Source organism: Ruegeria sp. N4, assembly GCF_056531425.1.
The window spans coordinates 209,052-232,990 of the sequence record NZ_JBQFLT010000003.1; the positions used below are offsets into that span (position 1 = coordinate 209,052).

A 23,939-nucleotide genomic window follows, 5' to 3' on the forward strand; every position below is an offset into this window, starting at 1 on the left:
GTGAACTCAGGCTGGCGGGCTCGGTTTTTCGGCAAATGCACGTTCGAGCCCCGGAAGTTTTAAGAGTGAGTGTACCGCTATTGCGGTAAAAGGGTTTGAATATGACGGTTCAAGAGAGAATTGAACATACAGTTGTGTCGCAAAGTGAAGGTCGCGTCGGATTAGATGGCGTTTCGCACATTGTGCGAAGACATATGCCAATGATGCTGGCCATTGTTGCGGTGGTCGTCGGGATTACATTCCTGGCGGTTCGCCTGCTCGAGCCACGCTACCGCACAGTTTCAACCGTTGTCATGACGATGCTCGAGACCCGGGTCAGCGCGACCGAGGTTGAACTGGAAACCTTTGAACTGACCCGCGCGGTTATCGAAACCGAGATGGATATTCTGCGGTCCCGCGAGTTTGCGGCGGATGTGGCCGAAGCAATGTCATTGTTCAATGATCCGACCTTTGTGCCATATGCAGACCCTGGAACGCCCGGCTCAACAGCAGATCGCAGAGAAAAGGTCATCGACAAAACGCTGGGGTCCTACAAGGTGGTTCGCCGGGGCGAAAGCCTGGCCATCGAGATTATCGCAACATCCAACGACCCGCTTCTGGCCGCCAAATTCTCGAACACCGTTGCCGAGACCTACATCCTAAGGTCAAAGCTGAAGCGGACCGAGTTGATTTCGGACTCCATCACCTTCCTGCGGACGCGGGTCAGTGAATTGGGCGAAGAACTCTCGCAATCCGAACTGCAACTGGCGGCGTTCATTCGGCAAAACAAACTGGATGATTTGACCCTGCCTGACAGGTTGCGTGCCGAGAACGACCGTCTGTCTTCGATCTATGATGCCGTCAAGGACGACGAGGCGCTGAAAGACGAATCCGACCGTGTGGCGAAGGAACTGGCCGAGATTCAGGTGGCGCTGCATGAACGCACACGCTCAGAGCTGGCCTTGATGCGGATGGAGCGGTCGATTGAACTGCTGCGCCTCAGGTATCAGAACTCAATCGAAAAGCTGAATGAGCTTGAGACACAGTTGGAGTTTGCCGGTCAAGGCGCGCGTCAGGTCTCATTCGCGCGCATTCCTGTTGAGCCGTATTGGCCAAACCCGCGTGTTGCGGTTGCGGTCAGCGGTGTTGCCGGTCTGGCCTTGGCCTTTATCGCAGCGCTGTTGCTGGAAGGCCTGAACTACCGTCTTTGGAGCGAACGCCAGACCGCCCGAATTTCCGGCCTTGCGAATTTTGGGTTCCTGCCAAGCATCAAGGAACGCACATTTTTCAGTCGCGAGAATACGTCGTCCTGGTTCCTTGAGGGCGACGCGACGCCGTCCTTCTTTCAGGCGCTGCGCGGGTTCCTGACGCTTTGGTTCAATCTGGTCACGGATGGCAAGATCGTCATGATCACATCCGGCCTTCCCGGCGAAGGTAAATCCACGGTCGCCGTTTCCATCGCTGCGGCCGCTGCAAAAGAGCAGATGAAAGTTCTGGTCCTTGATCTGGACAACCACAAAAGAGGCGCGACCAAGCTTGTTGGATCGGATGCAAAACCGGCCAGTGCCGCGGATGTTTTGGCAGACAAAGTCGTGCCTCAGCCGGTTGTCGTCAACGGCGAGACTGCGTTCCACCTTCTGTCGCTGCACATGCTGGACGATCAGTCGCCGGCCAATGCAAAAAGCACGCTCAAACGCCTGAACACCAAGCTGCGCAAGCATTTCGATCTGGTGATCGTGGACACTCCGCCAACTCTGATCGTGCATGATGCGTGCCGGCTGGGCGACCTTGTCGACAAAACCCTGATCGTTGTGCGTTGGGGCAATACCAGCGAGGCCGTCCTGCGTGACACCGTGGACAAGCTGGAGCGTAACGGAATTGACGTCACGGGAACAATTATCAACGACGTGAACACCCGCAAGCACAGGAGATATGGTTATGGCGGTGGCGCCGACTATTATTCCTACAATAAGTCAGGCTACTACTAAGCTGATTGCGCGCGCGTCGACCGTCATTGCCCTGAGCGTTGCTTTGTTTTTGGCGCAAGATGTCGCGGCAGAGTCTGCCTTTCCGGGTGCCGTAGGCTATGGCGCTGGTGCTGTCGGGTGGAAGGGCGGCAGTGTTCTGACTGTGACCAACCTGAACGACAGTGGTCCGGGGTCGCTTCGGGATTGTGCCGAAGGCAACGGCCCCCCGCGCGTATGTGTCTTTGCGGTTAGCGGGACTATCGACCTGACGAACGCGATTTGGGTTGGACCAAACACCTATATCGCCGGACAGACTGCGCCCGGGGATGGCATACAGCTGCGGATTGTCGAAGGGAAAGTCGGCACGCTGATATTGAAGAACGTGAACGATGTCGTGGTGCGCTTTCTGAAAGCGCGTCCCGGGGTCACGGATGAACAGTCATCGGTTGTGGATGCGGTAACGGTAGAAAACGGTCAGCGCGTCTATCTTGGCAACCTGTCCCTGGCGTTCGCCTCGGACGAGACGGTCAACATTCACGTATCGAACGCGACCGCGCAGGACATAACACTGGCGGACAGTATTGTTGCGCTTAGCCTGGATCGTTCGAACCATCCCAAAGGGCGCCATTCAAAAGGGGCGCTGATCTGCTCGGACGAAGGCCCCACGAATGCGTGCGGCCGGATCTCGTTGATCCGAAATCTGTTTGCGCATCACCGTGACCGGCAGCCGGACATCAAGGCAACTGATATTGGCCCGGTCGAGGTCATCAACAACGTTTTCTACAATCCTATCAGCCAGTTTGGCGAGTTCTACGACCTGCTGGGCGACGCTGCTGTCGCCTATATCGGGAATGTCGCCCTGACCGGCCCCGATACCATCCGCAAAACGCCCGAAGCCGTTCAGGTGTTCGAGTGGGAGGATGACTATGCCGTTGCCCTTTGGGCCGAGGGCAACATTGCAGGCACGCCCGACGGCTGCCGCGCGCGCCGGTTCGAGGTTTTGGACGTGGTCGCCATGCAGCAACAGGTTCCTCCCGGAAGCTGGCCTTTGACGACAGATCCCCTCCCGGCCGCCGAAGCGCTTGAAACGGTGCTGAGCCGTTCAGGGGACCGGATCGAAGGGCACCGCGAACCGGATAAGCTGGATGCGGCTATCATCGGGGATGTTCAAAACTGCACCGGTCAGATCATCGACAAGGTCGAGCAAGTTGGCGGCTGGCCCGATATTGCGTCTGCCAATCCGGTCGCCGACAGCGATCTGGACGGTTTGCCCGATGCTTGGGAAGAAACCCGCGATGGGCTGGATCCCAACCGCATTGATGATCCGTGGGCTTTGGATCCGCAAACGGGGTTGAGCCATGTTGAAACATGGCTTGCCATCATGGCCGGAGACCTGTCTTGACTGCGCGCCTGTCATCCGGGCTTCGCGATGAGCCGTTGAAAAAGCGCCTTCTGCGCAATCTCAAGTGGATTTTCTCGGCACAGGTTGCGGTTGCTCTGCTTGGAATGGTCTATCTTGCCTTTGGCGCGCGCGCATTGGGTGCGGCGGGGCTGGGGCTGATTGCTGTTCTGGAGGCCTACAGCCGAATTATGGCCAGATTGCTGCATCTGGAGCCGTGGCAGGCCGTCATTCGACATGCCAGTACGGCGCTGGAAAACGATGAGGTGGATCGCTTCGGACGGCTGATCGGCCTGTCCGTGCTCGTGGACTTGGCTGGCGGAGTGCTAGCGGCCACCGTGGCGTTTCTTCTCGCGCCCATTTTGGCACCATTGCTTGGACTGGAAGACACCTATTTCTGGCTGTTGCCGGTCGGGGCCGCAGCCTGTGTCCTGTCGCTGAGGGCGACAGGCATTTCACTGCTTCGCATCTATGATCGCTTTGACATTCTGGCCAAACTGGACAGTGCAACAGCCGCGTTTCGGGCGTTTCTGGCGATCATGGCCTGGGCTTTCGACCTTGGTCTGGTTGGGTTCGCAGCGATTTTCGTTCTCATAAGTCTGCTGGACGGCACATTGGCCTATCTGGTGGGGCTGACCCAGATGCGAAAACGCGGGCATCGGTTGCAGTTTGGCGGTATCCGGGAAACGCTGGCCGAGAATCCGGGGTTCCTGCGGTTCATGTGGAACAGCAACCTCTCGGTCATTTTACGCCAAACTTCGCAACGGTTGGACGTGATTATTCTTGCCGCGATGGTTCCGGCAACTGCGGTTGGCTACTACCATATCGCGCGGCGCTGCGGAGATGCAGCACTGCGACTGGGTCGCCCGCTCAGCCAAACGATCTACCCGGAATTCACGCGGCTTTCGGCACGCGGACAAGTCGCGAAGCTGGGGAAAATCCTGCGCAACATAAGCGCGGGGTTTGCGGTGGTGCTGGTGCTGGTGCTGACACCGGTCATCTGGCAACTGGATAAGATCATACTGGCGTTCTTCGGGCCGGAATTCGGCCCTGCGGTTCCTGTTGTTGCAATTCAGGCCGTGGCCGTTGGGTTCTATCTGTTTGGCTGCATCGTCAACCCCGCGCTGCTGAGCCTGGAACAGGACCGCGCGATGGTCAGGATCGGCGCCCTAATTACCGGGCTGTTTTTTGTCGTGATCTACCCGATGGTCACAACTTTCGGAGTAGCCGGGGCTGCGGCGTCGCACTTGATTTGTAACGCCATTTGGTTGGTTTTGTGTAGTATCGTGTTGAAACGGGCTGTCAGTGCAGCCGTCAACAAGGGGGTGCCTCGTGAAAGCTGACGCTTTGCACCAACCCGTCAAACCGGCTCAACACGGCAGTTTTCAGGTGCCGGATGTCTTCGGTTTCAGACGCGCCGGGTTGACCGGGCTGGAAGGGTTCTTTCTGTTCCTTGTGGTTGCTTTGGCACCCATCAATTACCTGCGCTTGCAAGCGGTCTATTTCACAGCCTCTGACGCCTGCGCGGTGATCGCCGTTATTGTTCTGGTGTCTCAGCAACGTCTGCCTCTCAACTACTTTGGCCGCGCCAGTGGCATGTGGTATCTGTCCTTTTTCCTTTTCGCCGGGGGGCTGACCATAAGCTCGTTGGTAAACGGCAATCCTGTCGAACTGGTGACTGTGGTATCGCAGTATTTCTTTTCGCTGATGCTGCTACCCTTGTTGCTGGGGGCACGAAGCTACCCGCAGGTGATCGCATTGCTGCGGGTGCTGATCGTGTCCATCACCTTTGTGATGGTATTCGGCGCCTATATCGTTCACTTCGTCGAAGACGCGGGGCCGCGCCTGCTGTCTTACAACGGCAGGATGCGATCACTGATCGAGCGTGAAAACGAATGTGCCACTCTGGCCGCAATCGCGATCATCCTTACATTGGGCTTGTACTATCTGAAAGAAATCAAGGCCATCTGGTTGGTCATATGTCTGCCGGCGCTCTATTACGGGGTCATCCTGACCGGATCGAACAGTGGCCTGTTGATCAGTACGCTTGGCACCATCATCATCGTTTTCCTGTGCGGAACGCGGCGCAGCATTGTGATTACCCTGGTCGGGTTCTTGATCGCCCTGTTCTCGATGCTTGAATTTGGCCAGTATTTCCTGCCCGAAGTGTTTCAGGACCGGGTCCTTGGCGCATTGGTTGATGGCGACATCAGCGAAGCCGGCACATTCGATGGCCGGTATTTCCTGATCCAAGAGGCATTGCATGTCGCGCAGGATACTCTGTTCCTGGGGCTGGGTGCCGAACAATACCGGACCGTCAGCGACCATGGCGCACCGGTTCACAGCATGTATCTTCTTGCGCTGACCGAGGGTGGGTTGATCTCGCTCCTCGGGCTTGTCGGTTTTATCCTGACGGGCATCTATCTTGCATGGCTGGCATTTGCATCCAACGGGTCCCGCAAGGTGCCCGCGATCACGCTGACCATCCTGATGGTCTACAGCGTCATGCTGAACATGTTTCCGGCCTTTTATCCCCGGTTCTGGAATGTTCCTCTGATCCTTGCACTATCGCTAAGCGCATCGTGCATGGCCGAGTTCAGAACCGGTTTGGCCAATCACCAAAACAATACTGCAACACCGCGTACCGGGAGGATCACGCATTGAAATTCATAAGACTTATTTTGTGCTGCGCCCTGATGTCGATTGGCTACGTCCCGGCAGTTGCGCATGCTGAAAGCTATGAGCTTCTTGAACATGACCGCCTGTTGCTGCGCGCGATGCGCTGGGATCCTGTCGTGTCGTCATTTGTTCAATGGGACGGGGTCTCGGGCGAATACAAAATCGGCCCGGACGGAACCCTGATGGTGCCGCTGGCGGGACAGATTCAAGCCAGTGGGAACACGCTGGAGTCCTTGTCCAAACTGATCGAAACGCGTTTGCGGCGGCAGGTGGGACTTGCTGAACCGCCACATGTCGCGATTGAGGTGATCGACCATCTGCCCGTCTATGTTCTGGGCGACGTTACGGCGCCCGGCGCCTATCCGTTCCGGCCCGGTTTGACGGCACAGCAGGCTTTGGCCCTGGCTGGTGGCCCCTTGCGACCGCCATTGCAGCTGGGGTCCGGGAATGATTTTCAGACTCTCAGCCTGGGCGGCGAGATCCGTTTGCTGACCACGCAAATCGCAGCTTTGGAAAACGAGCGCGAGCGTCTTACGACCGATCTCGATGCCCTGTCTTCCGAGGATCAGGATGGAACCGCCGAGATCGGCGGGCTGGAAGGTCAAATCCTTGCAGCCACCCAGACGGCCCGCAGCGGGCAGGGGGTCAGCCTTCGCGAACTGCAGGAGGTTCAGGAGCAGCAGATCAAAAGCCTGGAAGAACAGCTGAAGCTGCGCGAAGAACAGATCGAGTTTACGCGGAAAGATCTGGAAAGCGTGAATGAACTGAAGGAACGTGGGCTGGCGGTCAACGCGCGGGTCACGGCGCTGAATATCTCGCTCAGCAACCTGATATCCGAGCGACTCAATCTGGAGATTGCGTTGCTGAATGCCAAGCAACAGCTCAACCGCGCGCAACGGGACGAATTGGCTCTGGTAGATACGGCCAGATCGCAGGCCCTAACCCGTCTCAATCAGGTTGAACAAGAATTGCTCACGTTGCGCACGCGGCTTGCGACGGCACAGACCCTACATAATGAGGTGGTCGCGGCGGGTCTTGCAACTGATGCCGAGCCGGTGGGTGAAACCGTTATTGAATACAGTGTCACCAGAGAATCCAAGCTGTTGTCCGACGCGTTTGATGCTGTTGGCGCATTGCTTCCCGGCGACACATTGGTCGTTAGCCGGACCGTTATTTTATCACCAAACACTGAATAGTCAGGAATATTGTTATGCCAAATCCCATCCGGGTGTTTTTCCCCTATGTCGGCGGGGATCAGATCGGGGGCAGTCATATCTCATCGCTGAGCCTTGTGGCGGCCCTTGATCGCGCGCGGTTTGAACCCATCATTGCCTTGCATCGCGAAGCCGGTGATCTGGGGGAATATATCTCGTCCCTCGGGCTGGATTATCAGTTGATCACAGAGCCTGGCATTATTGCACCGTCTTACAGCCGCTCGGACAGTGACGCCTCGCTGCCGAAATATCTGACCCGCTCGGTGCCCCGCTTTGTTCGAATTCTGAAACAGCTTAACATCGACATCGTCACCACAAATGACGGGCGCATGCATGCCAACTGGGCGCTTCCGGCGCGTTTGGCGGGGACCCGGTTTGTTTGGTATCACCGACAGGGCCCTGATGCCTCGGGCATCAACAAGATTGCGCCGATCTTTGCCAACAAGATCCTCTCGGTTTCCGAATTTGCCCGTCCCATTAAACCGATCCGGCCAATAGATGACCGGTTCGAAGTTGTGCGCAGCCCGTTCGATTTTTCCAGCGATCCGCCCGAACATTCGACCTGTCACGCAGCCTTGTGCACGGAATTGGGCCTGCCCGAGAATGCGGTCTTGCTGGGGTATTTTGGCCTGCTCAACACAAGAAAACGGCCAGATCACTTCGTCAGCGCAGTGGCAGAGATTTCTGCCGCCATTCCGGACCGCCCCGTGCACGGGGTGGTGTTTGGTCAGGAAGAGACAGCCGATATAGGTTTGGCAGACACATGCCGGGATTTGGCGCGCACTTTGGGCATTACCGAACAAATCCACCTGATGGGTCACAGGTCGCCCATTGCTGAGGCCATGGCAGGTGTCGACGCGCTGTTGGTCACGGCACTGGACGAACCCTTTGGCCGGACATTGATCGAAGCCATGCATCTGGGAACACCTGTTGTGGCGACCAACCATGGCGGCAATCCCGAGGCAATCGAAAACGGTCGCAGCGGGTTTTTGGTGGATCCCTATGACCCGTCCGCATTTGTTGACCCCGTACGACAGCTTCTGGAGTCGCCGGACCTGAAAAAGTCAGTGACGGCAGCGGCACGAGATAACGTGCACCAAAGCATGAGCCGCGATGTGCATGTCGCTCGGGTCAGTTCAATTTATGAAAGCATTGTTAAGCGAAGGGGCCTGATTAATGCCGCTTGAAAGACAAATGGATTTTCTGATCATCGGTGCCGCAAAATGCGCGACGACCTGGTTGCAGATGTCGCTGATGGAGACGGAGGAAATTTTCATGCCGGATCCGGAACTGCATTATTTCTCTCGTGAATACGAACGCGGGCCGGATTGGTATGGCAGTTATTTTGAGGCCACGGGCGGCGCTCAGCTGGTTGGTGAGAAATCGAACTCTTATATGACGGCACCCAAGGCGGCCGAGCGGATCAAACGCGATTGTCCGGGTGTGCGGCTGATCGTTCAGATGCGCGATCCTGTGCAACGTGCCTATTCGGACTATTGCATGCTGTTTCGTCGGGGTGAGGTGAATGACGACATCTACGCTCATCTGGACCCGGACCGCGCCGCCGATCAACGGTTTTTGAATGACGGGCTATATGCCTTCCACCTGCGGCGCTTTTACGAACTGTTTCCGGCAGATCACGTTTTGCTGCTGGCTTACGAAGACGTCCGGACCGCTGCGCAAGAGCAGCTGGCAAAGGTCAGCGGCCATATCGGATTTGCGGGTACGCTGAACCCTCCGCTACAAACGCGCGTGAAGGATAAGGAAATTCCCTTGGTTCCGCGCGGGTTGCGCCGGGTGCTTGGCCCGGTAAGGCCGTTGCTGGATCCTGTCCGAAATACCTGGCCGGTGCAGGCCGTGCGCAATGCCGTGGCGCGAAAGGTGGAATACCCCCCATTGCCGGCCGATCTGTCCCGGAAAATGGCAGAGTTTTTTGCCAAGGACGCTGATGAACTGAATGGATATATGCCGGGAATATCGCGGCAATGGACCAGCCTGCAGGAGTTTGTGAAAACCGACGAGCCAGCGGTTCGCTCCGGTTCCCCTGACCCTTCGGTTGCTTAACAGGCTCTACGCCTCGTTTGCCGCCATTTGGATCGACAGTCCTGATGGCGGCAAGCTTTCGTGTTCGCTCATCAGTCCCATTTTCCGCAGCAATATCGTGTTGACCCGCGCGACATCGAACTCATTTTCCGCCCGATGACGCGCCTCACGACCCATAGTCGCAATCAGGCCCTGGTCTTCGACAAAGCGCTGCATCGCGTCAGCAAGTTTCTGAGAGTTCCGCATCGGAACAATAAAGCCCGTTTGCCCGTCAGACACCGCATCTTCACAACCCGGCGCATCGGTAGTTATGACCGCACGCCCGGTTGACATCGCCTCGAGGATCGAACGCGGAATACCTTCGCGATACGCCGTCGGCAGCACAAAGACCGAGCAATCCCGCAGATAGGGGCGTACGTCATCCGTTTCCCCCAGATATTCAATATCTCCGTCCTTTTGCCATTGGGACAATTGCTCGGCACTGACCGAATTGGGGTTGTCGTCCAGCGGGCCCAAAAGCTGGCACCGCGCATCCGGGTATTTCTGCCGCAGCATCCGGGCGGCCTCGACATATTCGAACACGCCTTTGTACCGCAGCAGGCGCGCAACCATTAGAAAGACGGGCGGGCCGCTGGGTGGTTCAGAATGCTGGTAATGTTCCAGATTGACGCCCGAGCCGGGAATCTGAAGCATGGGCACGTCAGCCGCGATCAGGCGTCGGGATCGAAACTCTGCCGCGTCGACAGAGTTGTAGACAAAAACCTCATCCACGTCTTTCAGTGAAATGCGGTACAGGGCGACGGACAGTTTGCGCAACAGATTTCGGAAGAACGATTGATCGTCTTCCGAGAACACATATCCAAGCCCGGTACACATCGCATAGTTTTGCGGCACACCGGTCAGCCGCGCGGCAAGCCCGCTAAAGATCATCGGTTTCATGGTGTACGAGACCACCATGTCCGGCCGTTCGTCCCGGCAGATCCGGATCAGGGACCGAAGCGACGACAGATCCTGAAACGGGTTCAACCCGGCTCGCGACAAAGGAAATTGTCGGAACTCAATTCCCAAATCGGCCAAGGTAGCTTCGGTCTTGGGGTGCCGTTCCGGGCCGCAGGCAATAACATCTGCGCGTTGGGACAGTTCCTTGAGAATGTCATAGCGGAAGTTGGTCAGCGACGTCGTCAGGCTGCCGACGAACACGATTTTGGGTTTTCTTGTATGTGAATGCGGGCCCGCTGACGGATCACAACCCGAACCGGGCGAGAGGTTAGAAAAGTCACTCATCAACAAATGTTCACACTAAGATCTGACGTTAATTTAATGCTGGTTTAGGCTGTCTTTCATGTCAAGCGAACCAAGTATAGGGCCGAGTTCACAGTTAGGCGAACATCGCGAAAAAAGGCAGCGCACGAACAGATCGCAGCCCGCATCAAGCTTTTGGATCGCGTCGATTTCTTGTTCAAAAACAGAGCGATGGGAATATGACCCGAGCAGGCGAAAATCAGCTGAACTTGGATCAGTATCGATTTGACGGTTCACGCGATTGTTAAGTCTTCGGAGACAGCGCCGCGCCTTCTTCGGATTGTTGAAACGGTGCCGCCCGATTTGCGAACATTGTCCTGCTATTCCCACTTGGATGATTTAAGACTTGGCGTTTATGCTGCACGCAGGCAATTCTATTAGCCGTTGTGTAACGTATAGCGTTTGAAGTTGGGAAAGCCTTCGGTCGTCCCGGGTCTTTCAGTTTCATAGGAAGAGTAATGAGTCAGATTTGGCCAGTTTTTGATGAAGAACAGATCTCTGCGGTTGAACGGGTTCTGCGGTCCGGGCGCGTCAATGCGTGGACGGGACCGGATGTAAACGCCTTCGAGCAAGAGTATCGCGCCTACACCGGTTCATCCCATGCGATTGCCATGGCAAATGGCACCGTGACGTTGGACGCAGCCTTGCAGGTGCTTGACGTGCAGCCGGGCGACGAAGTCATTGTGACGCCCCGCAGCTTTATCGCCTCGGTCAGCACCGTGCTGATGGCCGGGGCCACACCGGTTTTTGCGGATGTGGACCGCGACACTCAGAACCTCTCACCCGAGACGATTGCAGCGGTGCTGACGGAAAAGACACGCGGCATCATATTGGTCCACCTTGCGGGTTGGCCCGCGGATATGCCCGCAATCATGGAGCTTGCGAAAGCTCACAACCTGTGGGTGATCGAGGATTGCGCGCAGGCGCATGGCGCGATGATCGAGGACCGTCACGTCGGAACATTCGGCACGTTTGGGTCTTTTTCCTTCTGTCAGGACAAGATCATTTCGACCGGGGGTGAAGGCGGTTTGCTGGTCACGGATGACGATGATCTGTGGTCCCGCGCCTGGAGCCATAAGGACCACGGCAAAAGCTATGATCAGGTCCATCGCAAGGACCATCCTCCCGGCTTCCGTTGGCTGCACAGTGCCGAACCGGGGACAAATTTGCGGATGACCGGAATGTCGGCGGCCATAGGCCGGGTGCAGCTGAAAAGGTTGGACGGCTGGCGCCAGCACAGGACGGAAAACGCAGCGATTCTGGCAAACGCTTTGGCGGCCTGTCCGGCGTTTCGTGTGCCGATGCCCCCGGAGGATCTGACGCATGCCTACTATCGGTTTTATGCGTTTGTCGAACCTCAGGCCCTGAGCGCCGGCTGGAGCCGCGACAGAATAATCGCGGAAGTGTCAGAGGCCGGGTTCCCCATATTCAGCGGAAGCTGTTCAGAGATTTACCGGGAAGGCGTTTTCGAAAGATACAACTTGACGCCTGACAAACCGCTACCGGTGGCGCAGGAACTGGGACAGACCAGTCTGGCGTTTCTGGTGGACCCGACCTGGTCGCCGGATCGAACCCACCAATTGGCGGAAACCGTGGTGAAGATCGGCAATGCGGCGTTACGGCAAAGCGTGAACGCTTAGGTCACGGACCGAACCAGAACAAACCCCTCGGCGGCGTGGCGATGTACGGTCGCGCCGCGCAAGGTCGCCAATGCTCTCAAACTGGCCACGGAACGCTCATGCGGTGGCTGTTTGACCTGACTGGCAAAGCACTGGAATGCATCAAGCTTGCGCTCCAGCGTGTCTGAAATGTCCACAAAAACGTTGGGAACAAAGGCCGGTGTCAGGTAGGGCGCGTTCCAGTTGGTTTCGGACAGCGTCTCATATGCTGCAATGGTCGCCGGATACGCGGATTGATACGGGCGACTTGCAACCAGGGTCGACAGGAACGTCAGTTGGTGATCCAGATGAATGTCACCCGGATGTGGCGCCAAAACAAGTGAAGGGTCGAGATTGCGAATGAGCTCTCCCAGCCCCGCATTCAATGCACCATGCGGATGTTCGGCCAGTTCTGCTGCAGGGAAGTCCATCCAGTGGGTCTCGGTCACGCCCAGCACATTATGGGCGGCGCGCGCCTCGGCCCTCACGCCAGCGATTTGTTCTTCGCTAAAACGGGGGGGTTGGCCCTTGGTTACGATGGCAACATGAACGGCGCGGCCTTCATCAGCTAGCCGGGCAATGGTGCCGCCCGCGCCCAGCACCTCGTCATCGGGGTGGGGGGCAACGACCAGAACGGGCCCTTGGTCTGCGGTTGAAAATCCGGGGAAACTCATACTTTAAATCCAAGTTTTGAATGAAGGGCAGGGGGTGTCTCGGCACCCGACCAGCCGGTTATGTCCAGACACTGACCATCGCCGCAATAGACGGTGAACACATGCCCATCGACAGCCTGAACCTGCCCGGGCAGGCCGATATAATACCCTTTAAGGGGTGAAAAGCGGGCCTCGGTAATGACCAGTTCAGTATCGTCCGAGCCATGCGTGAACGCCCCCGGGTAGGGGGGACCAACGGCCCGAATCAAACGATGGATCTCTGCGGCGGGTTGGGTCCAGTCGATCCGGCCATCTTCCGGACGACGACGGGCGCAGATACTGATCCCTGTTTCGGGCTGAGGGGCTGCCGGAACATCCCCTTCCTCTATTTGAGCCAACAGCTTTGGCAGCAACTCTGTCAGGGCTTGCAGGGCGCGGTCATAGAGCTCGCGCGCGGTGACCGTGTCCGGGTCCACGGCATACCGGGCCTGGGCTGCAATCGGGCCATCATCAGCCCCTTCACCCAACCAGAACAGCGAGGCACCAACATCGCGTTCCCCCAGCAAGACGGTCCAAGGAATGACACCCCGTCCCCGCAAACGCGGCAGCGCGGAGGGGTGAAAGCCCACGCACCCAATCTTGGCCAGAGCGCGAAATTCCGGCCCACAGAGCTGCGACCATCCGATCACCAGAATCAAATCGGGGTTCACCGCGCGGATCGCATTCAGGGTTCCGGCAGAATCGCTTTTGGCGGTGTAGTGAACCGGAATGTCATAGCGCTCGGCCACCGGGGTCAGGTCCGCGAAATCGGAATGCCGATGCGCCAGTTCGCGCGGCAGTGTCACCACCATTTCCGGAACAAAGCCGGTTGCGCAAATTGCTGACAAGGCGACGTGGGATCCTTCGACCGCACCAACAAAAACAGTTTTCATGCGGTCGTCTCCTTCAATTCAAAGGACGTACTGGCGTTGACCCAGGATTCGGCGGCCTGAATTCGATCAGGGCGGCGATGTTCGCCCCGGATCGCCACACGGATTGTTTCGGCCATGATCTGAAGGTCCAAACCAAAAGATCGGTGGGCGACATACCACAAATCAAGCTGCAGTTTTTCCTGATTGGACAGTGTTGTATTGCCGCTTACCTGCGCCCATCCGGTCAGCCCCGGTCTTTGGGTGCACCGCATCTGCCCGGCTTCGCCAAAGGCTTGGATCGTTTCCGGCAGCAACGGGCGCGGGCCCACAAGGGCCATATCGCCGCGCAGGATCATCAGCAGCTGCGGCGCCTCATCCAGCCGCAAGCGCCGCAACATGGCCGTCGCACGGGTTTGCCGCTCGCTGTCGGGCAGCAGATTACCTGCCGAGTCGCGGTCGTCTGTCATTGTCCTGAGTTTGTAGATGCTAAAAACCCCGCCCGACTTACCGGCGCGTGTTTGCTTGAAAAACAAGGGAAAGCCCAGATTCATCATAACGATCAGGCAGGCAATGACGAAGAACGGTGCAGCCAGTAAAGCAGCCAGAATGCAAACGAAGACTTCGAAAACTCTATTCACGACCAAGCTCACTGTTTCACTACGGCGGAACGCCTAAATAACTAGCACACGGATCAATTTAATTTAAACGTCGACCTTCACAGCGGTTTCGTCCAACAAAGTGACTCGAACTGCGTGTTACCTTGTCCGCAAAGTGGAAGGCCTTGCAAGGTTCTCGTGAATTCAAGGCGTGGAAATTTTCAGTCCGGCCAGCGCAGCGTGAAAGACACTGAGTTCGCCCGAGGACATTACCTCTTTCGCAAGAGACAATTAAGTTGTTGACACGATTTAATAAAATAACGGCCGCCGCAGGGAGAGATGCCCGTAAACCTTTGGCTGCCGAGTCGCCCAGTGGCCTAAAAAAGTGACACATGGCACCCCTGTTTCCGGAAAGGAAACGGACCCGGCCAAGCATCAAAACTGTTCTCGGCTTCTTTGAGCAAATCATATTCAAAAACGCTCTTTGAATGACCAAAAATCAGACATAAAAGTGTTCTTTACCAGTGTTTTACGTCAAATTTTCAAGGTCCGACCCACTTCCGGGTCCTTGTGTGAAAAAATTACTTTTTGTTCCGCCTTGCCCTGTGGTAACGTCAGAGCATAGTTAGAACCAGAGATGGTTGTTTGTAAGCCGATTGTCGGCAGCTGCGAGTGAGATGGTTAATCAAGCCTGGGCGAGGATTTTAGGGCGCACAGGTGGAGGGGGTAAGACAGTACGATTCATAAAATCGACCAGCTGGCGTTTAGTCGGTTGTTTTTTTTGAGTTCTATGTCTGCGGTGCGAAAATTGCACCAATACCAATATCCGTCAAACCAGCAGTAAGAGGTGTGTAGCAGCGCGGGAGCGTTCGTATGAGTGACTTCGATTATGTTTCTTCCGGGGCTGGGTCTCAGGGAAATAAATTTAAAGAAAGTGGGGGATTGCTGTCGGGGTTCCAGTCTTGGCAGTCTCAAATCTTCAACGAGCTAAGAGCAAATCACCGGCTTGTCATCGGTGACCTTGTCGCGTCCGCATTTGCGGTGATTGTCGCGCTGAACCTGGCCGGTGGCGGGTCCATCGCTGAAAATCTGGTTCCGGCAACCGGACCGTTGGCGATTCTGTCATGTATTATTGGCTTGGTGGTTTTCCCCTTGGCCGGTGTCTACCGTCGTCATGCGCGCTCGACCTCGCTTCGGGATATTGTGCTGATCATGCGTGGCGCGGGGCTGGCAGCGTGCTGTCTTGCGGCGATCGGGTCGATCCTGACCGTCACAGCAAGCGTTCCGTTTGCGGTTTACGTCATTCAGTTTGGTGTCATGATCCTGTGCTTCAGCGCATTGCGGGTTGTCGCGCGCAGCCGTGAGTTGACACGGCAAAACGCCAGCCTGATGGCCCATTGCCAGGCGCAGACGAAAGTGCCGGTTCTTCTGGTCGGAACGGGCGCTGCTTGCGACTTGTTTGTTCGGTCCCTGCGCAACACTGACTCCAAATTCCAGCCGGTTGGCATTATCGATGACGCCCGCAACACACAGGGCCTGTATTTCCACGATGTGCAGATCATTGGCACCTTGCTGGACTCTGAGAAAGTCATCGAGAAACTCGAATCCTGGAACAATCTGCCCCGTCGCCTGTTTCTGACCGAGCCCGTGACGCATTTCGAAAGCGACGGCATTCGTCGGATCACACGTTGGTGCGAAGCCAACGGGATTTCCGTTTCGCGCGTTCCCGGGTTGGAAGATCACGACACCGGAAAGGGTCAGGATGTTGACCCCGAAGAAATCCTGGATCGTCCGCAAAAAGAAGTCGAACGGTCGATGCTGCGCGAGATGTTCAAGGGCCGTCGCGTTCTGGTGACGGGAGCGGGCGGATCGATTGGCAGCGAACTCAGCCGTCAGATCGCTTCGTTTGATCCGGCCGAGCTGGTCATGATCGATAACTGCGAATTCAACGCCTACTCTATCGACATGGATCTGTCGCAGAACTTCGCCGACGTTCCGCGCCGGATGTATGTCGCCAGCATTCGCGACAAAACCCGTGTGAACGCAATCTTCGAAAGGCACCGCCCGGAACTGGTGTTCAACGCCGCCGCGCTGAAACATGTGCCCATGGTCGAGTTGAACCCCTGCGAAGGCGTTCTGACGAACGTGATCGGCACGCGCAACGTGGCCGACGCAGCCCGCAATGTTGGCGCAATTGCCATGGTTCAGGTCTCGACCGACAAGGCGGTCAACACGACCAATGTCATGGGCGCGACGAAACGGGTGGCTGAATTCTATGTTCAGGCGCAGGACAGAATTACCAATGAGACGGAAGAACAATCCCGGTTCTTCTCGGTCCGGTTTGGCAACGTTCTGGGGTCGTCCGGCTCGCTCATCCCGCTGTTCCAGCGGCAAATCTCGAACGGTGGACCGCTGACGGTCACGGACAAGCGCATGGAGAGATACTTCATGACCATCCGCGAAGCTGTGCAGTTGACTCTGGTCGCGGCTGCCAGTGGCCTGAAACAAGACACAAGCCATGGCGAGATCTTTGTTCTGGATATGGGTCGCCCGGTGAAAATCGTTGATCTGGCCGAGCGGATGATCCGTTTGGCAGGCCTGAAGCCGTATGAGGACATCGACATCAAGTTCATCGGTGCCCGTCCGGGTGAAAAACTGTTCGAAGAACTGTTTGACGCTTCCGAACAGCGCCATGACAGCGGTATTCCCGGTGTCGGTTCCGCACGCCCGGAAGGTGTTCCGGCTGCAAGACTGCGGGCCATGATCCGCAAGCTGGAAGCGGCGGCAATCGAATGTGACGAGCTGACCGCCAAGCGGCTTCTGAAAGAGCTTGTGCCGGGCTATGGTGTGAACGGGCTGCGCCCGATTGACGTCTCGGACCTGAAAAACAAGCCGGCCCGTGTGCCTGTTGCACCTGCTGTCGCTGGTCTGAAAGGGAAGGCTCCTCTGCCTCAAACTGGGGAATTTGCTACTACGGGCAGCTGATTGGCTGCCCGGTTTTTTGTTCTCGTCATAGTTTTGACGAATATTGGTTAAATGGTTTGAATACGTTGTTTAGTGATCGTAGCAAAACTGCAGGATCCTATCTGAGTCCAGTGGAGTCACCGCCGGAAATGCGATCCAGGCTCATACGGTTCTTGGGAAGCGGTGTGGTAAACACAGCGTTCGGGTACCTTGTGTTCGCCGCGCTGGTTGTTCTGAACGTCCCGGCCCAGCTTGCGCTATTGCTGCAGTTCACCCTGTGTGTCTTGTGGAATTTCCGCATTCACAAACGCTATGTCTTTGGCGTGCAGGGATATGGACGTCTTCCCTATTATGCCTCTTCTTATGTTCTGATATACTTTGTGAACGCAGTGTTGCTGCACTGGCTGATGCAAGCGGGACTTGACGCCTATCTGGCTCAGGCAATCGCGTTGGGTCCGATTGTGGTGATGTCCTACCTCTTGATCTCATGGGCGCTGCAGGTCCGAGCTTTCGGAGAAGACCCGTCATGAGCGATCTTCAATACGAGACCTCAGGTGCAAGGGTTGCCCCTTCACGGCTGAACATTTGGCGTCTGCTGCTGAACCTGGTGACAATCTCGGGCTTGGTGTTTCTGCTGGTCTCAGTGTTTGGTCGTTTGATGAGCTACGGGCTGCGCAGGGACGAGTTGATGTTTGTCCCCCCAAGCAGCCTGATGCAGGATCAAAGCCTGTATTCCGATTTTTTCTACAACCATGTGCCGTACTCAGCCTGGTACTTTCTTGGGTTCAACACGCTGTTCGAAGGGTTTGGCCTTTTGGGTTCGGCTCGGTTCGGGGTGTTTGCCGCGTGGCTGTTGCTGTTGATCGGCACAGGATGGCTGACCTACCGTTTGACCAGATCAGGATTTCTGGCGACGTTTTCACTGGTTGCTCTGCTCACAAGTGAATCGTTCTTGACCGAGGCCGGGATGGCCGCAACCAACAACCTTCTGCCATTGCCCTTTGCGGTTTTGGGTATTGGGCTTTTTGTCTGCGAGACGCTGGAAACCGAACTCAGACCCTGGCGCTTGGTGTTGGCTGGTGTCCTGTTGTCGATTGCGGCAGGCATGAAGGTCAGTGCGGTGATGCTCATTCCGCCGATCGCAATCGCCGCGTTCTTCCTGCCCGCAGGTTTCACGTTCAGCGAACGTCTGAAACGCGTTGTTCTGCCGTTGTTGGTTGGCGGATTGCTGGGGGCTGTGCCGTTGTTTTGGTACCTGCTGTCCGATCCTCAACTGTTCATCGCGCATGTCCTGAAGTTTCACACAGGCCCCCATATCGCGTATTGGGAGGCCAACGCCGCGTCCGAGCCGGAACTGGCGCTTGGGTTGGCAAGCAAGCTTCAACTTGCCTATTCCGCCTGGCTGTCGGGGTCATCCCTTGTCCTGACAATGGCGCTGCTAACCTTGGTATTGATGGTGGCAAGCCTGAGGGTGTCCTCGGGGGCGCTGGCAAATTCCGGGATTGGACAGGCCATTGTTGTTCTGGCCATCATGTGCCTTACGGCGGTGTTTGCATTTGTGCCGACGCCGGGCTTTCCGCAATATTATGTCCAGCCGATCGTGTGCATTCCGATCCTGTTGGCGCTGATTTACCGGCTTTTGCCCGCCGCCAGCCGTCAGCAAGTCGTTCCAATGATCGGGGCGGGCATCCTTGTGATGCTGGTGCTGGGATTGCCGCGTCTTGGGTTGGGGATGCTCGCGGCCACAAACCCAAGCAAATTTACACCCCAGAAATTCGTCGAAGGCGGAGCCGCCCTGCAACAAGCCATCGCGCAAAGCGGTCAACCCGAAGGGCCTGTGGCAACATTGGTGCCGCTATACCCGCTGGAAGCGGATCTGCCTGTCTATCCTGAATTCGCGACCGGTCCATTTGCGTATCGCATCGCGCAATTTACGCCAACCGAGTTGGCGCAGCACTACCAGATTGTTGGTGACGACCAGATTGAAGATTTGTTTAACGAAACCCCGCCTGCCGCTTTCGTTTTAGGATACGATTCAACGCTGGAAGCATCATTGTTGCAGTACGCGTTGACGAATGGGTACCAAAAGGCCGAAATCGCGGGTCTTGATAATCGCTACGGCCAAGGTGTGGTATACTTGAAGCCGAAGGAGGCGGGTCAATGAGCGTGAAAGGCTCGATTCGTTTCCCACGAAGTGACGATGTAACCGACGCGTCGGGCATCCTTCTGGGTGGTTCTCGATTTTTTAAGTTGATTTTAACAAGGAAGGAAAAACGATGAAAACGGTGCTTCTGGCTGGTGGACTGGGCTCACGTCTGGCCGAAGAGACGGTTTCGATCCCGAAACCCATGGTCGAGGTAGGCGGTCGTCCTATCATCGCGCGGGTCATGGATATTTACAGTCATTTCGGCCACAAGGATTTTGTGGTTGCAGCGGGCTACAAAGCGTTGCTGCTGAAACAGTTTTTCGCAAATTACCATCTTATCGCAAACAACATCTCGGTCGCTCTGGATACCGGAGAGCTCAAGCTTGTACCCTCGGCCCCCGGCGGCTGGAACGTGTCGGTCGTCGACACGGGTGCGCACACGATGACAAGCGGCCGAATTCGCCGGCTGAAAGAATGGCTGGACCCGAATGAGCCGTTCATGTGCACCTATTCCGACGGGCTGGGCAATATCGACATCAATGCGCTGATCGATTTCCACAAAAGCCACGGGAAACTGGCGACTGTGACGGCCGTTCAACCTCCGGCGCGTTTTGGCAACATCGAAATCAAAGGCGACCGGGTCGAGGCGTTCACCGAAAAGGTGCGCAAGCGCGATACCTGGATCAATGGCGGCTACTTTGTTTTCGAACCCGGCGTTCTGGACTACATGGTCGACGACAATGAACCGCTGGAAATGACGCCGCTGACCCAGATGGCCCGCGACGGAGAGTTGATGGCCTTCCGCCATGACGGGTTCTGGCATCCGATGGACACCATTCGCGACCGGAACACGCTGAACGCCTTGTGCGACGATGAACTGCCGCCCTGGATGAATTTCAGCGACGAGGGCGACGAAAGCTATCCTGCACTGGCGATTTGAGATCGGAACATGACGGACCAAGTCGATCCTCAGTTTGACGCCGCTTTTGCCGGGCGGCGGGTTCTTGTAACCGGGCATTCCGGTTTCAAGGGCGGGTGGATTTGCGCCTGGCTCAGAAAGCTGGGGGCAGACGTCGTCGGACTGTCCCTGCCGCCTGAGCCGGGGCCGGGGTTCTTTGACCTGTGCAAGGTCGACGGTTTCACCGACAGTCGGTTTGCCGATATCCGCGATGCGGCAGCGGTTGACAAAGCGCTTGCGGATGTAGATGCCGATCTGGTTATTCACATGGCCGCGCAACCTTTGGTTCGCCGGTCTTACCGAAGCCCGGCGGAAACATTTGCCACCAACGTCTCGGGCACGGCGCATGTTCTGGATGCCGCGCTGCGGATGAAATCCTTGCAGGCGGTTGTCGTTGTCACCAGTGACAAATGCTATGACAACAAGGAATGGGTTTGGGGGTATCGCGAAAACGATCCCATGGGCGGCAAAGACCCCTATAGCGCCTCCAAGGGCTGTACCGAGCTGTTGGCGCAGTCCTACGCGCATTCCTTCTTTGCCGACCCAGACGGCCCGCGTCTGGCCACCGTGCGGGCGGGCAATGTGTTTGGCGGCGGGGATTGGAGCGAGGATCGTTTGATCCCCGACATCATCCGCGCCACGGCAGAGAACACGCCGGTTCATATTCGCAACCCCAACAGCATCAGACCCTGGCAACATGTGCTTGAGCCGTTGTCAGGCTATCTGGCCCTGGCGGCACGGCTGCTGGGGTCCGGTCAGGATTTTGCGGGCGCGTGGAACTTCGGGCCGGATGTATCCGGCACAGTGAATGTCCGTAGCCTGTCGCAGATAATGACTGAGACCTGGGGGGACGGCGCGCCCAAGTTTACCTTTGGCACCCCGCCGGATGATTTGCACGAAGCCGGGCTGCTTCGGCTGGATAGCACCAAGGCCCAGTCACAGTTGGGCTGGCGGCCACAACTGGACCTGTCCGAAGCCATTCGAATGACGGTTGAATGGTACAAGGCTCAGCTTTCGGGCGAGGATATGGTGCATCTGACAGATGCGCAGATCGATCACTACAGCAATTTGATGTCGTCGCAGCGGTACGCGCAACCGCCGCTTGCGGCCCAGTAGCAGTTTTCTAAGGAGACGACTTTAATGAGAGTGAATTACGGGCAAACAGTACATGGCCAGGAAGAGATCGATGCCGTGGTCGAGGTGCTGAAAACATCCACGCAAATGGGCCCCAAAGTGCGCGAGATGCAGCAGCAGGTCTCGGCCCTGTTTGCCAAGCGCCATGGTGTGATGGTCAATTCCGGATCATCGGCCAACTACCTCGCCGTGGAAATCCTTGACCTGCCGAAAGGCAGTGAGGTCATTACGCCTGCGCTGACATTTGCGACAACAGTGGCCCCGTTGGTCCGCCAGGGCCTGATCCCCGCATTTGTCGATGCGGCCCCCGGGACTTACAATATCGATGTGGATGCCATCGAACGGATGATCACACCGAAAACCTCGGCAATGATGATCCCATCTTTGATCGGCAACCTGCCCGATTGGCGCCGTATCCGCGAACTGGCCGATGCCCATGGTCTGAAAGTGATCGAAGACAGTGCCGATACGTTGGGCGCGACAATTGATGGAACCAGCACGGGTGTCTATTCCGACGTCTCAACCACCAGCTTCTATGGCAGCCATGTCATCAACGGTGCGGGCAATGGCGGCATGCTGTGCGTCAATGATGACGATCTGGGCCGCAAAGCGCTGTTGCTGCGCTCATGGGGGCGTTCGTCGTCCTTGTTTGTGGAATCCGAGGCCATCGAGAACCGCTTCAACGTGATGCTGGACGGTATCGAGTATGATGCGAAATTCCTGTTTGAAGACCTCGGCTACAATCTGGAACCGTCCGAGATCAGCGCCGCCTTTGGCTTGGTTCAACTGGGCAAACTGGACAACAATATTCAGGTTCGCGAAAAGGCATTTGCCGCGCATCGGGCGTTCTTTGCCCAGTATGAAGACTGGTTCATCCTGCCCGAACAACTGCCGGGTTCGCGGACCGGTTGGTTGGCCTTCCCATTGACCCTGCGCGAAGGCGCGCCGTTCACGCGCCGCGAATTGCAGATTTATCTTGAGAAGTCGGACATCCAGACCCGCCCCGTCTTTACCGGCAACATCCTGCGACAACCGGCCATGAAGAATGTCACGTGCCAAACCAGCCCCGACGGCTATCCCGCCGCCGATGCGGTGATGCGTGGCGGTATCCTTCTGGCGTGCCACCACGGTCTGGACGACGCGCAGATTGCCTATATGCATGAAACCTTTAACAAATTCGCCGAAACGCATGGCGCAAGGAAGGTCCCTGCATGACCGACGTCAGAGAGACCCAGGTTTCTCCGGAGATCGCCGCGCCTGCTGAGGGTTCAGCAAAGGCGCAGGCGGCACCGAAAGGGCATGCCGCGTCGTTCAATATGACGGTGCATGCCTTTCGGGGCGTAACCTCGCTGATGGTGTTCATTGCCCATCTGGCCGGGGGGACCGCACTGAACGCGTATGCAGATGATCCTTCTGTTTTCGCGGGTCTCGAACACTATTGGAACTTCGGAACCAATGTAGTGTTTTTCTTCTTTATCATCAGCGGCTTCGTTATCCTTCCCAGCTCGATCAAATATTCGCCGGGCGGGTTCGCTGCGCGACGTCTGATTCGGATCTATCCGCTGTTCTTTGCCATGACGATGTTGTTCATCGTGTTGAACGCGGTCACCAACACGGCGCCGGAACTGAAGGACCCGTGGAAGATCTTTCTGGCCTTAACGTTCTTGACCAATTTCACCAATACCGGGCAACTGACCCCCAACGCCTGGAGCATTGTCTATGAGATGTGGTTCTACCTTCTGACTGGGCTGGTCATGGCATTTGCCATCCATCGCCCATCGAAGATCGGTCTGGCGCTGTCTGTACTGGCTGCGGTGGCCTTCACACTTTATTTCCCGGCGACGCTGTTCTTCCTTGGTGGCGTGATGATCCGGCTGCTTGCAGATCGGGGCATGCTTCCAACCGGCAAGCTGGTTCCGGTTGGCGAGATACTGGCCTTTGGTGGCGCGGTCTATTTCCTGCAACTTGGCAAGGTTCTCTATATCCCGTCAGATTTCGTCGATCCGAATGTGACACTGACCATCGTGTTCTCGGTCTTGTATTTCATGCTGGCCATATCACCGGGCAGCATCAGTGGCCGCGTTTTCTCCAGCAAATGGATCTTCTATCTGGGCACGATCAGCTACAGCATGTTCCTGACACATCCCTATGTGTACCTGCCAATGCGCATGGTCTTCGAAAAGATGGGGTGGTTCGGTTCGAACTTTCCGCTGTCGGTTTCGATTTTCATCCTGGTGACAATTCCGCTGGGCGTACTGGTCGCGCATCTGGCGCACATAACGGTCGAAACCTGGCTGTATCAGAAGGTGTTCAAGCAAAAGGTGTTTTGATCCGAA

The 23,939-nt window shown here is 56.7% G+C and carries 19 protein-coding genes; 15 read left to right on the plus strand and 4 right to left on the minus strand.

Annotation, left to right across the window (positions count from 1 at the left end; translation table 11 throughout):
- Positions 1-200: 200 nt before the first annotated feature.
- From ACR0LW_RS07440 to ACR0LW_RS07470, 7 genes are read left to right on the plus strand one after another with little or no spacing between them, the layout of a single operon-like run.
- Positions 201-1,967: a polysaccharide biosynthesis tyrosine autokinase gene (locus ACR0LW_RS07440; protein ID WP_170453782.1), complete on the plus strand. Its 1,767-nt coding sequence runs from the start codon at positions 201-203 to the stop codon at positions 1,965-1,967.
- Between the two features lie 49 nt (positions 1,968-2,016).
- On the plus strand, positions 2,017-3,348 hold the full coding sequence (locus ACR0LW_RS07445; RefSeq protein WP_480882096.1) for a pectate lyase family protein: 1,332 nt from the start codon (positions 2,017-2,019) through the stop codon (positions 3,346-3,348).
- Positions 3,345-4,688, plus strand: a complete 1,344-nt coding sequence (locus ACR0LW_RS07450; protein WP_480882097.1) for a lipopolysaccharide biosynthesis protein — start codon at positions 3,345-3,347, stop codon at positions 4,686-4,688. Before ACR0LW_RS07445 ends, ACR0LW_RS07450 begins: the two co-directional genes overlap by 4 nt.
- Positions 4,678-6,009 carry an O-antigen ligase family protein gene (locus ACR0LW_RS07455; RefSeq protein ID WP_480708490.1) on the plus strand — a complete coding sequence of 444 codons (1,332 nt, stop codon included), beginning with the start codon at positions 4,678-4,680 and terminating at the stop codon, positions 6,007-6,009. The genes ACR0LW_RS07450 and ACR0LW_RS07455 overlap by 11 nt, the downstream gene beginning before the upstream one ends.
- A 32-nt stretch (positions 6,010-6,041) precedes the next feature.
- Positions 6,042-7,220 (plus strand): polysaccharide biosynthesis/export family protein, encoded by a 1,179-nt coding sequence (locus ACR0LW_RS07460; RefSeq protein ID WP_480882098.1) that lies wholly within the window; start codon positions 6,042-6,044, stop codon positions 7,218-7,220.
- 14 nt (positions 7,221-7,234) lie between these two features.
- On the plus strand, positions 7,235-8,425 hold the full coding sequence (locus ACR0LW_RS07465; protein ID WP_480882099.1) for a glycosyltransferase family 4 protein: 1,191 nt from the start codon (positions 7,235-7,237) through the stop codon (positions 8,423-8,425).
- Positions 8,426-8,432: 7 nt separating this feature from the next.
- Positions 8,433-9,302 carry a sulfotransferase family protein gene (locus ACR0LW_RS07470; RefSeq protein ID WP_480882100.1) on the plus strand — a complete coding sequence of 290 codons (870 nt, stop codon included), beginning with the start codon at positions 8,433-8,435 and terminating at the stop codon, positions 9,300-9,302.
- A 6-nt stretch (positions 9,303-9,308) separates the two neighbouring features.
- On the opposite strand, the gene ACR0LW_RS07475 is transcribed toward ACR0LW_RS07470, so the two are convergent.
- Complete coding sequence (locus tag ACR0LW_RS07475) at positions 9,309-10,565, minus strand: glycosyltransferase family 4 protein (RefSeq protein WP_170736139.1); 1,257 nt, start codon at positions 10,563-10,565, stop codon at positions 9,309-9,311.
- 476 nt (positions 10,566-11,041) lie between these two features.
- Here ACR0LW_RS07475 and ACR0LW_RS07480 point away from each other — a divergent pair, with 476 nt between their 5' ends.
- Positions 11,042-12,223 carry a DegT/DnrJ/EryC1/StrS family aminotransferase gene (locus ACR0LW_RS07480; protein WP_480882101.1) on the plus strand — a complete coding sequence of 394 codons (1,182 nt, stop codon included), beginning with the start codon at positions 11,042-11,044 and terminating at the stop codon, positions 12,221-12,223.
- Here ACR0LW_RS07480 and ACR0LW_RS07485 read toward each other — a convergent pair.
- Genes ACR0LW_RS07485 through ACR0LW_RS07495 form a run of 3 tightly spaced genes read right to left on the minus strand, consistent with a single transcriptional unit; the run spans position 12,220 to position 14,443 of the window.
- The gene (locus tag ACR0LW_RS07485) at positions 12,220-12,915 is read right to left on the minus strand and encodes a PIG-L deacetylase family protein (RefSeq protein WP_170522852.1); all 696 of its coding nucleotides are present in this window, start codon (positions 12,913-12,915) and stop codon (positions 12,220-12,222) included. The genes ACR0LW_RS07480 and ACR0LW_RS07485 overlap by 4 nt on opposite strands.
- Entirely contained in the window at positions 12,912-13,826 is a 915-nt protein-coding gene (locus tag ACR0LW_RS07490) for a formyltransferase family protein (RefSeq protein WP_170736143.1), read from the minus strand. The genes ACR0LW_RS07485 and ACR0LW_RS07490 overlap by 4 nt, the downstream gene beginning before the upstream one ends.
- Positions 13,823-14,443: a sugar transferase gene (locus tag ACR0LW_RS07495; protein ID WP_480584610.1), complete on the minus strand. Its 621-nt coding sequence runs from the start codon at positions 14,441-14,443 to the stop codon at positions 13,823-13,825. The genes ACR0LW_RS07490 and ACR0LW_RS07495 overlap by 4 nt, the downstream gene beginning before the upstream one ends.
- Before the next feature lie 999 nt (positions 14,444-15,442).
- Between ACR0LW_RS07495 and ACR0LW_RS07500 the strand changes: the two genes are divergently transcribed.
- The 7 genes from ACR0LW_RS07500 to ACR0LW_RS07530 all read left to right on the plus strand — a co-directional run bounded on the left by ACR0LW_RS07500 (position 15,443) and on the right by ACR0LW_RS07530 (position 23,933).
- Positions 15,443-17,386 (plus strand): polysaccharide biosynthesis protein, encoded by a 1,944-nt coding sequence (locus ACR0LW_RS07500; protein WP_480882102.1) that lies wholly within the window; start codon positions 15,443-15,445, stop codon positions 17,384-17,386.
- 128 nt (positions 17,387-17,514) lie between these two features.
- Positions 17,515-17,895 carry a GtrA family protein gene (locus tag ACR0LW_RS07505; RefSeq protein ID WP_480584606.1) on the plus strand — a complete coding sequence of 127 codons (381 nt, stop codon included), beginning with the start codon at positions 17,515-17,517 and terminating at the stop codon, positions 17,893-17,895.
- Entirely contained in the window at positions 17,892-19,529 is a 1,638-nt protein-coding gene (locus ACR0LW_RS07510) for a hypothetical protein (protein ID WP_480882104.1), read from the plus strand. The genes ACR0LW_RS07505 and ACR0LW_RS07510 overlap by 4 nt, the downstream gene beginning before the upstream one ends.
- 112 nt (positions 19,530-19,641) lie before the next feature.
- Complete coding sequence (rfbF, locus tag ACR0LW_RS07515; protein ID WP_170453768.1) at positions 19,642-20,451, plus strand: glucose-1-phosphate cytidylyltransferase; 810 nt, start codon at positions 19,642-19,644, stop codon at positions 20,449-20,451.
- Positions 20,452-20,460: 9 nt separating this feature from the next.
- The gene (rfbG, locus tag ACR0LW_RS07520) at positions 20,461-21,585 is read left to right on the plus strand and encodes a CDP-glucose 4,6-dehydratase (protein WP_480882105.1); all 1,125 of its coding nucleotides are present in this window, start codon (positions 20,461-20,463) and stop codon (positions 21,583-21,585) included.
- 24 nt (positions 21,586-21,609) lie between these two features.
- The gene (locus tag ACR0LW_RS07525) at positions 21,610-22,818 is read left to right on the plus strand and encodes a DegT/DnrJ/EryC1/StrS family aminotransferase (protein WP_170453766.1); all 1,209 of its coding nucleotides are present in this window, start codon (positions 21,610-21,612) and stop codon (positions 22,816-22,818) included.
- A complete protein-coding gene (locus ACR0LW_RS07530) occupies positions 22,815-23,933 on the plus strand; it encodes an acyltransferase family protein (RefSeq protein WP_170453765.1) in 1,119 nt (372 codons plus the stop codon). Before ACR0LW_RS07525 ends, ACR0LW_RS07530 begins: the two co-directional genes overlap by 4 nt.
- Positions 23,934-23,939 lie beyond the last annotated feature (6 nt).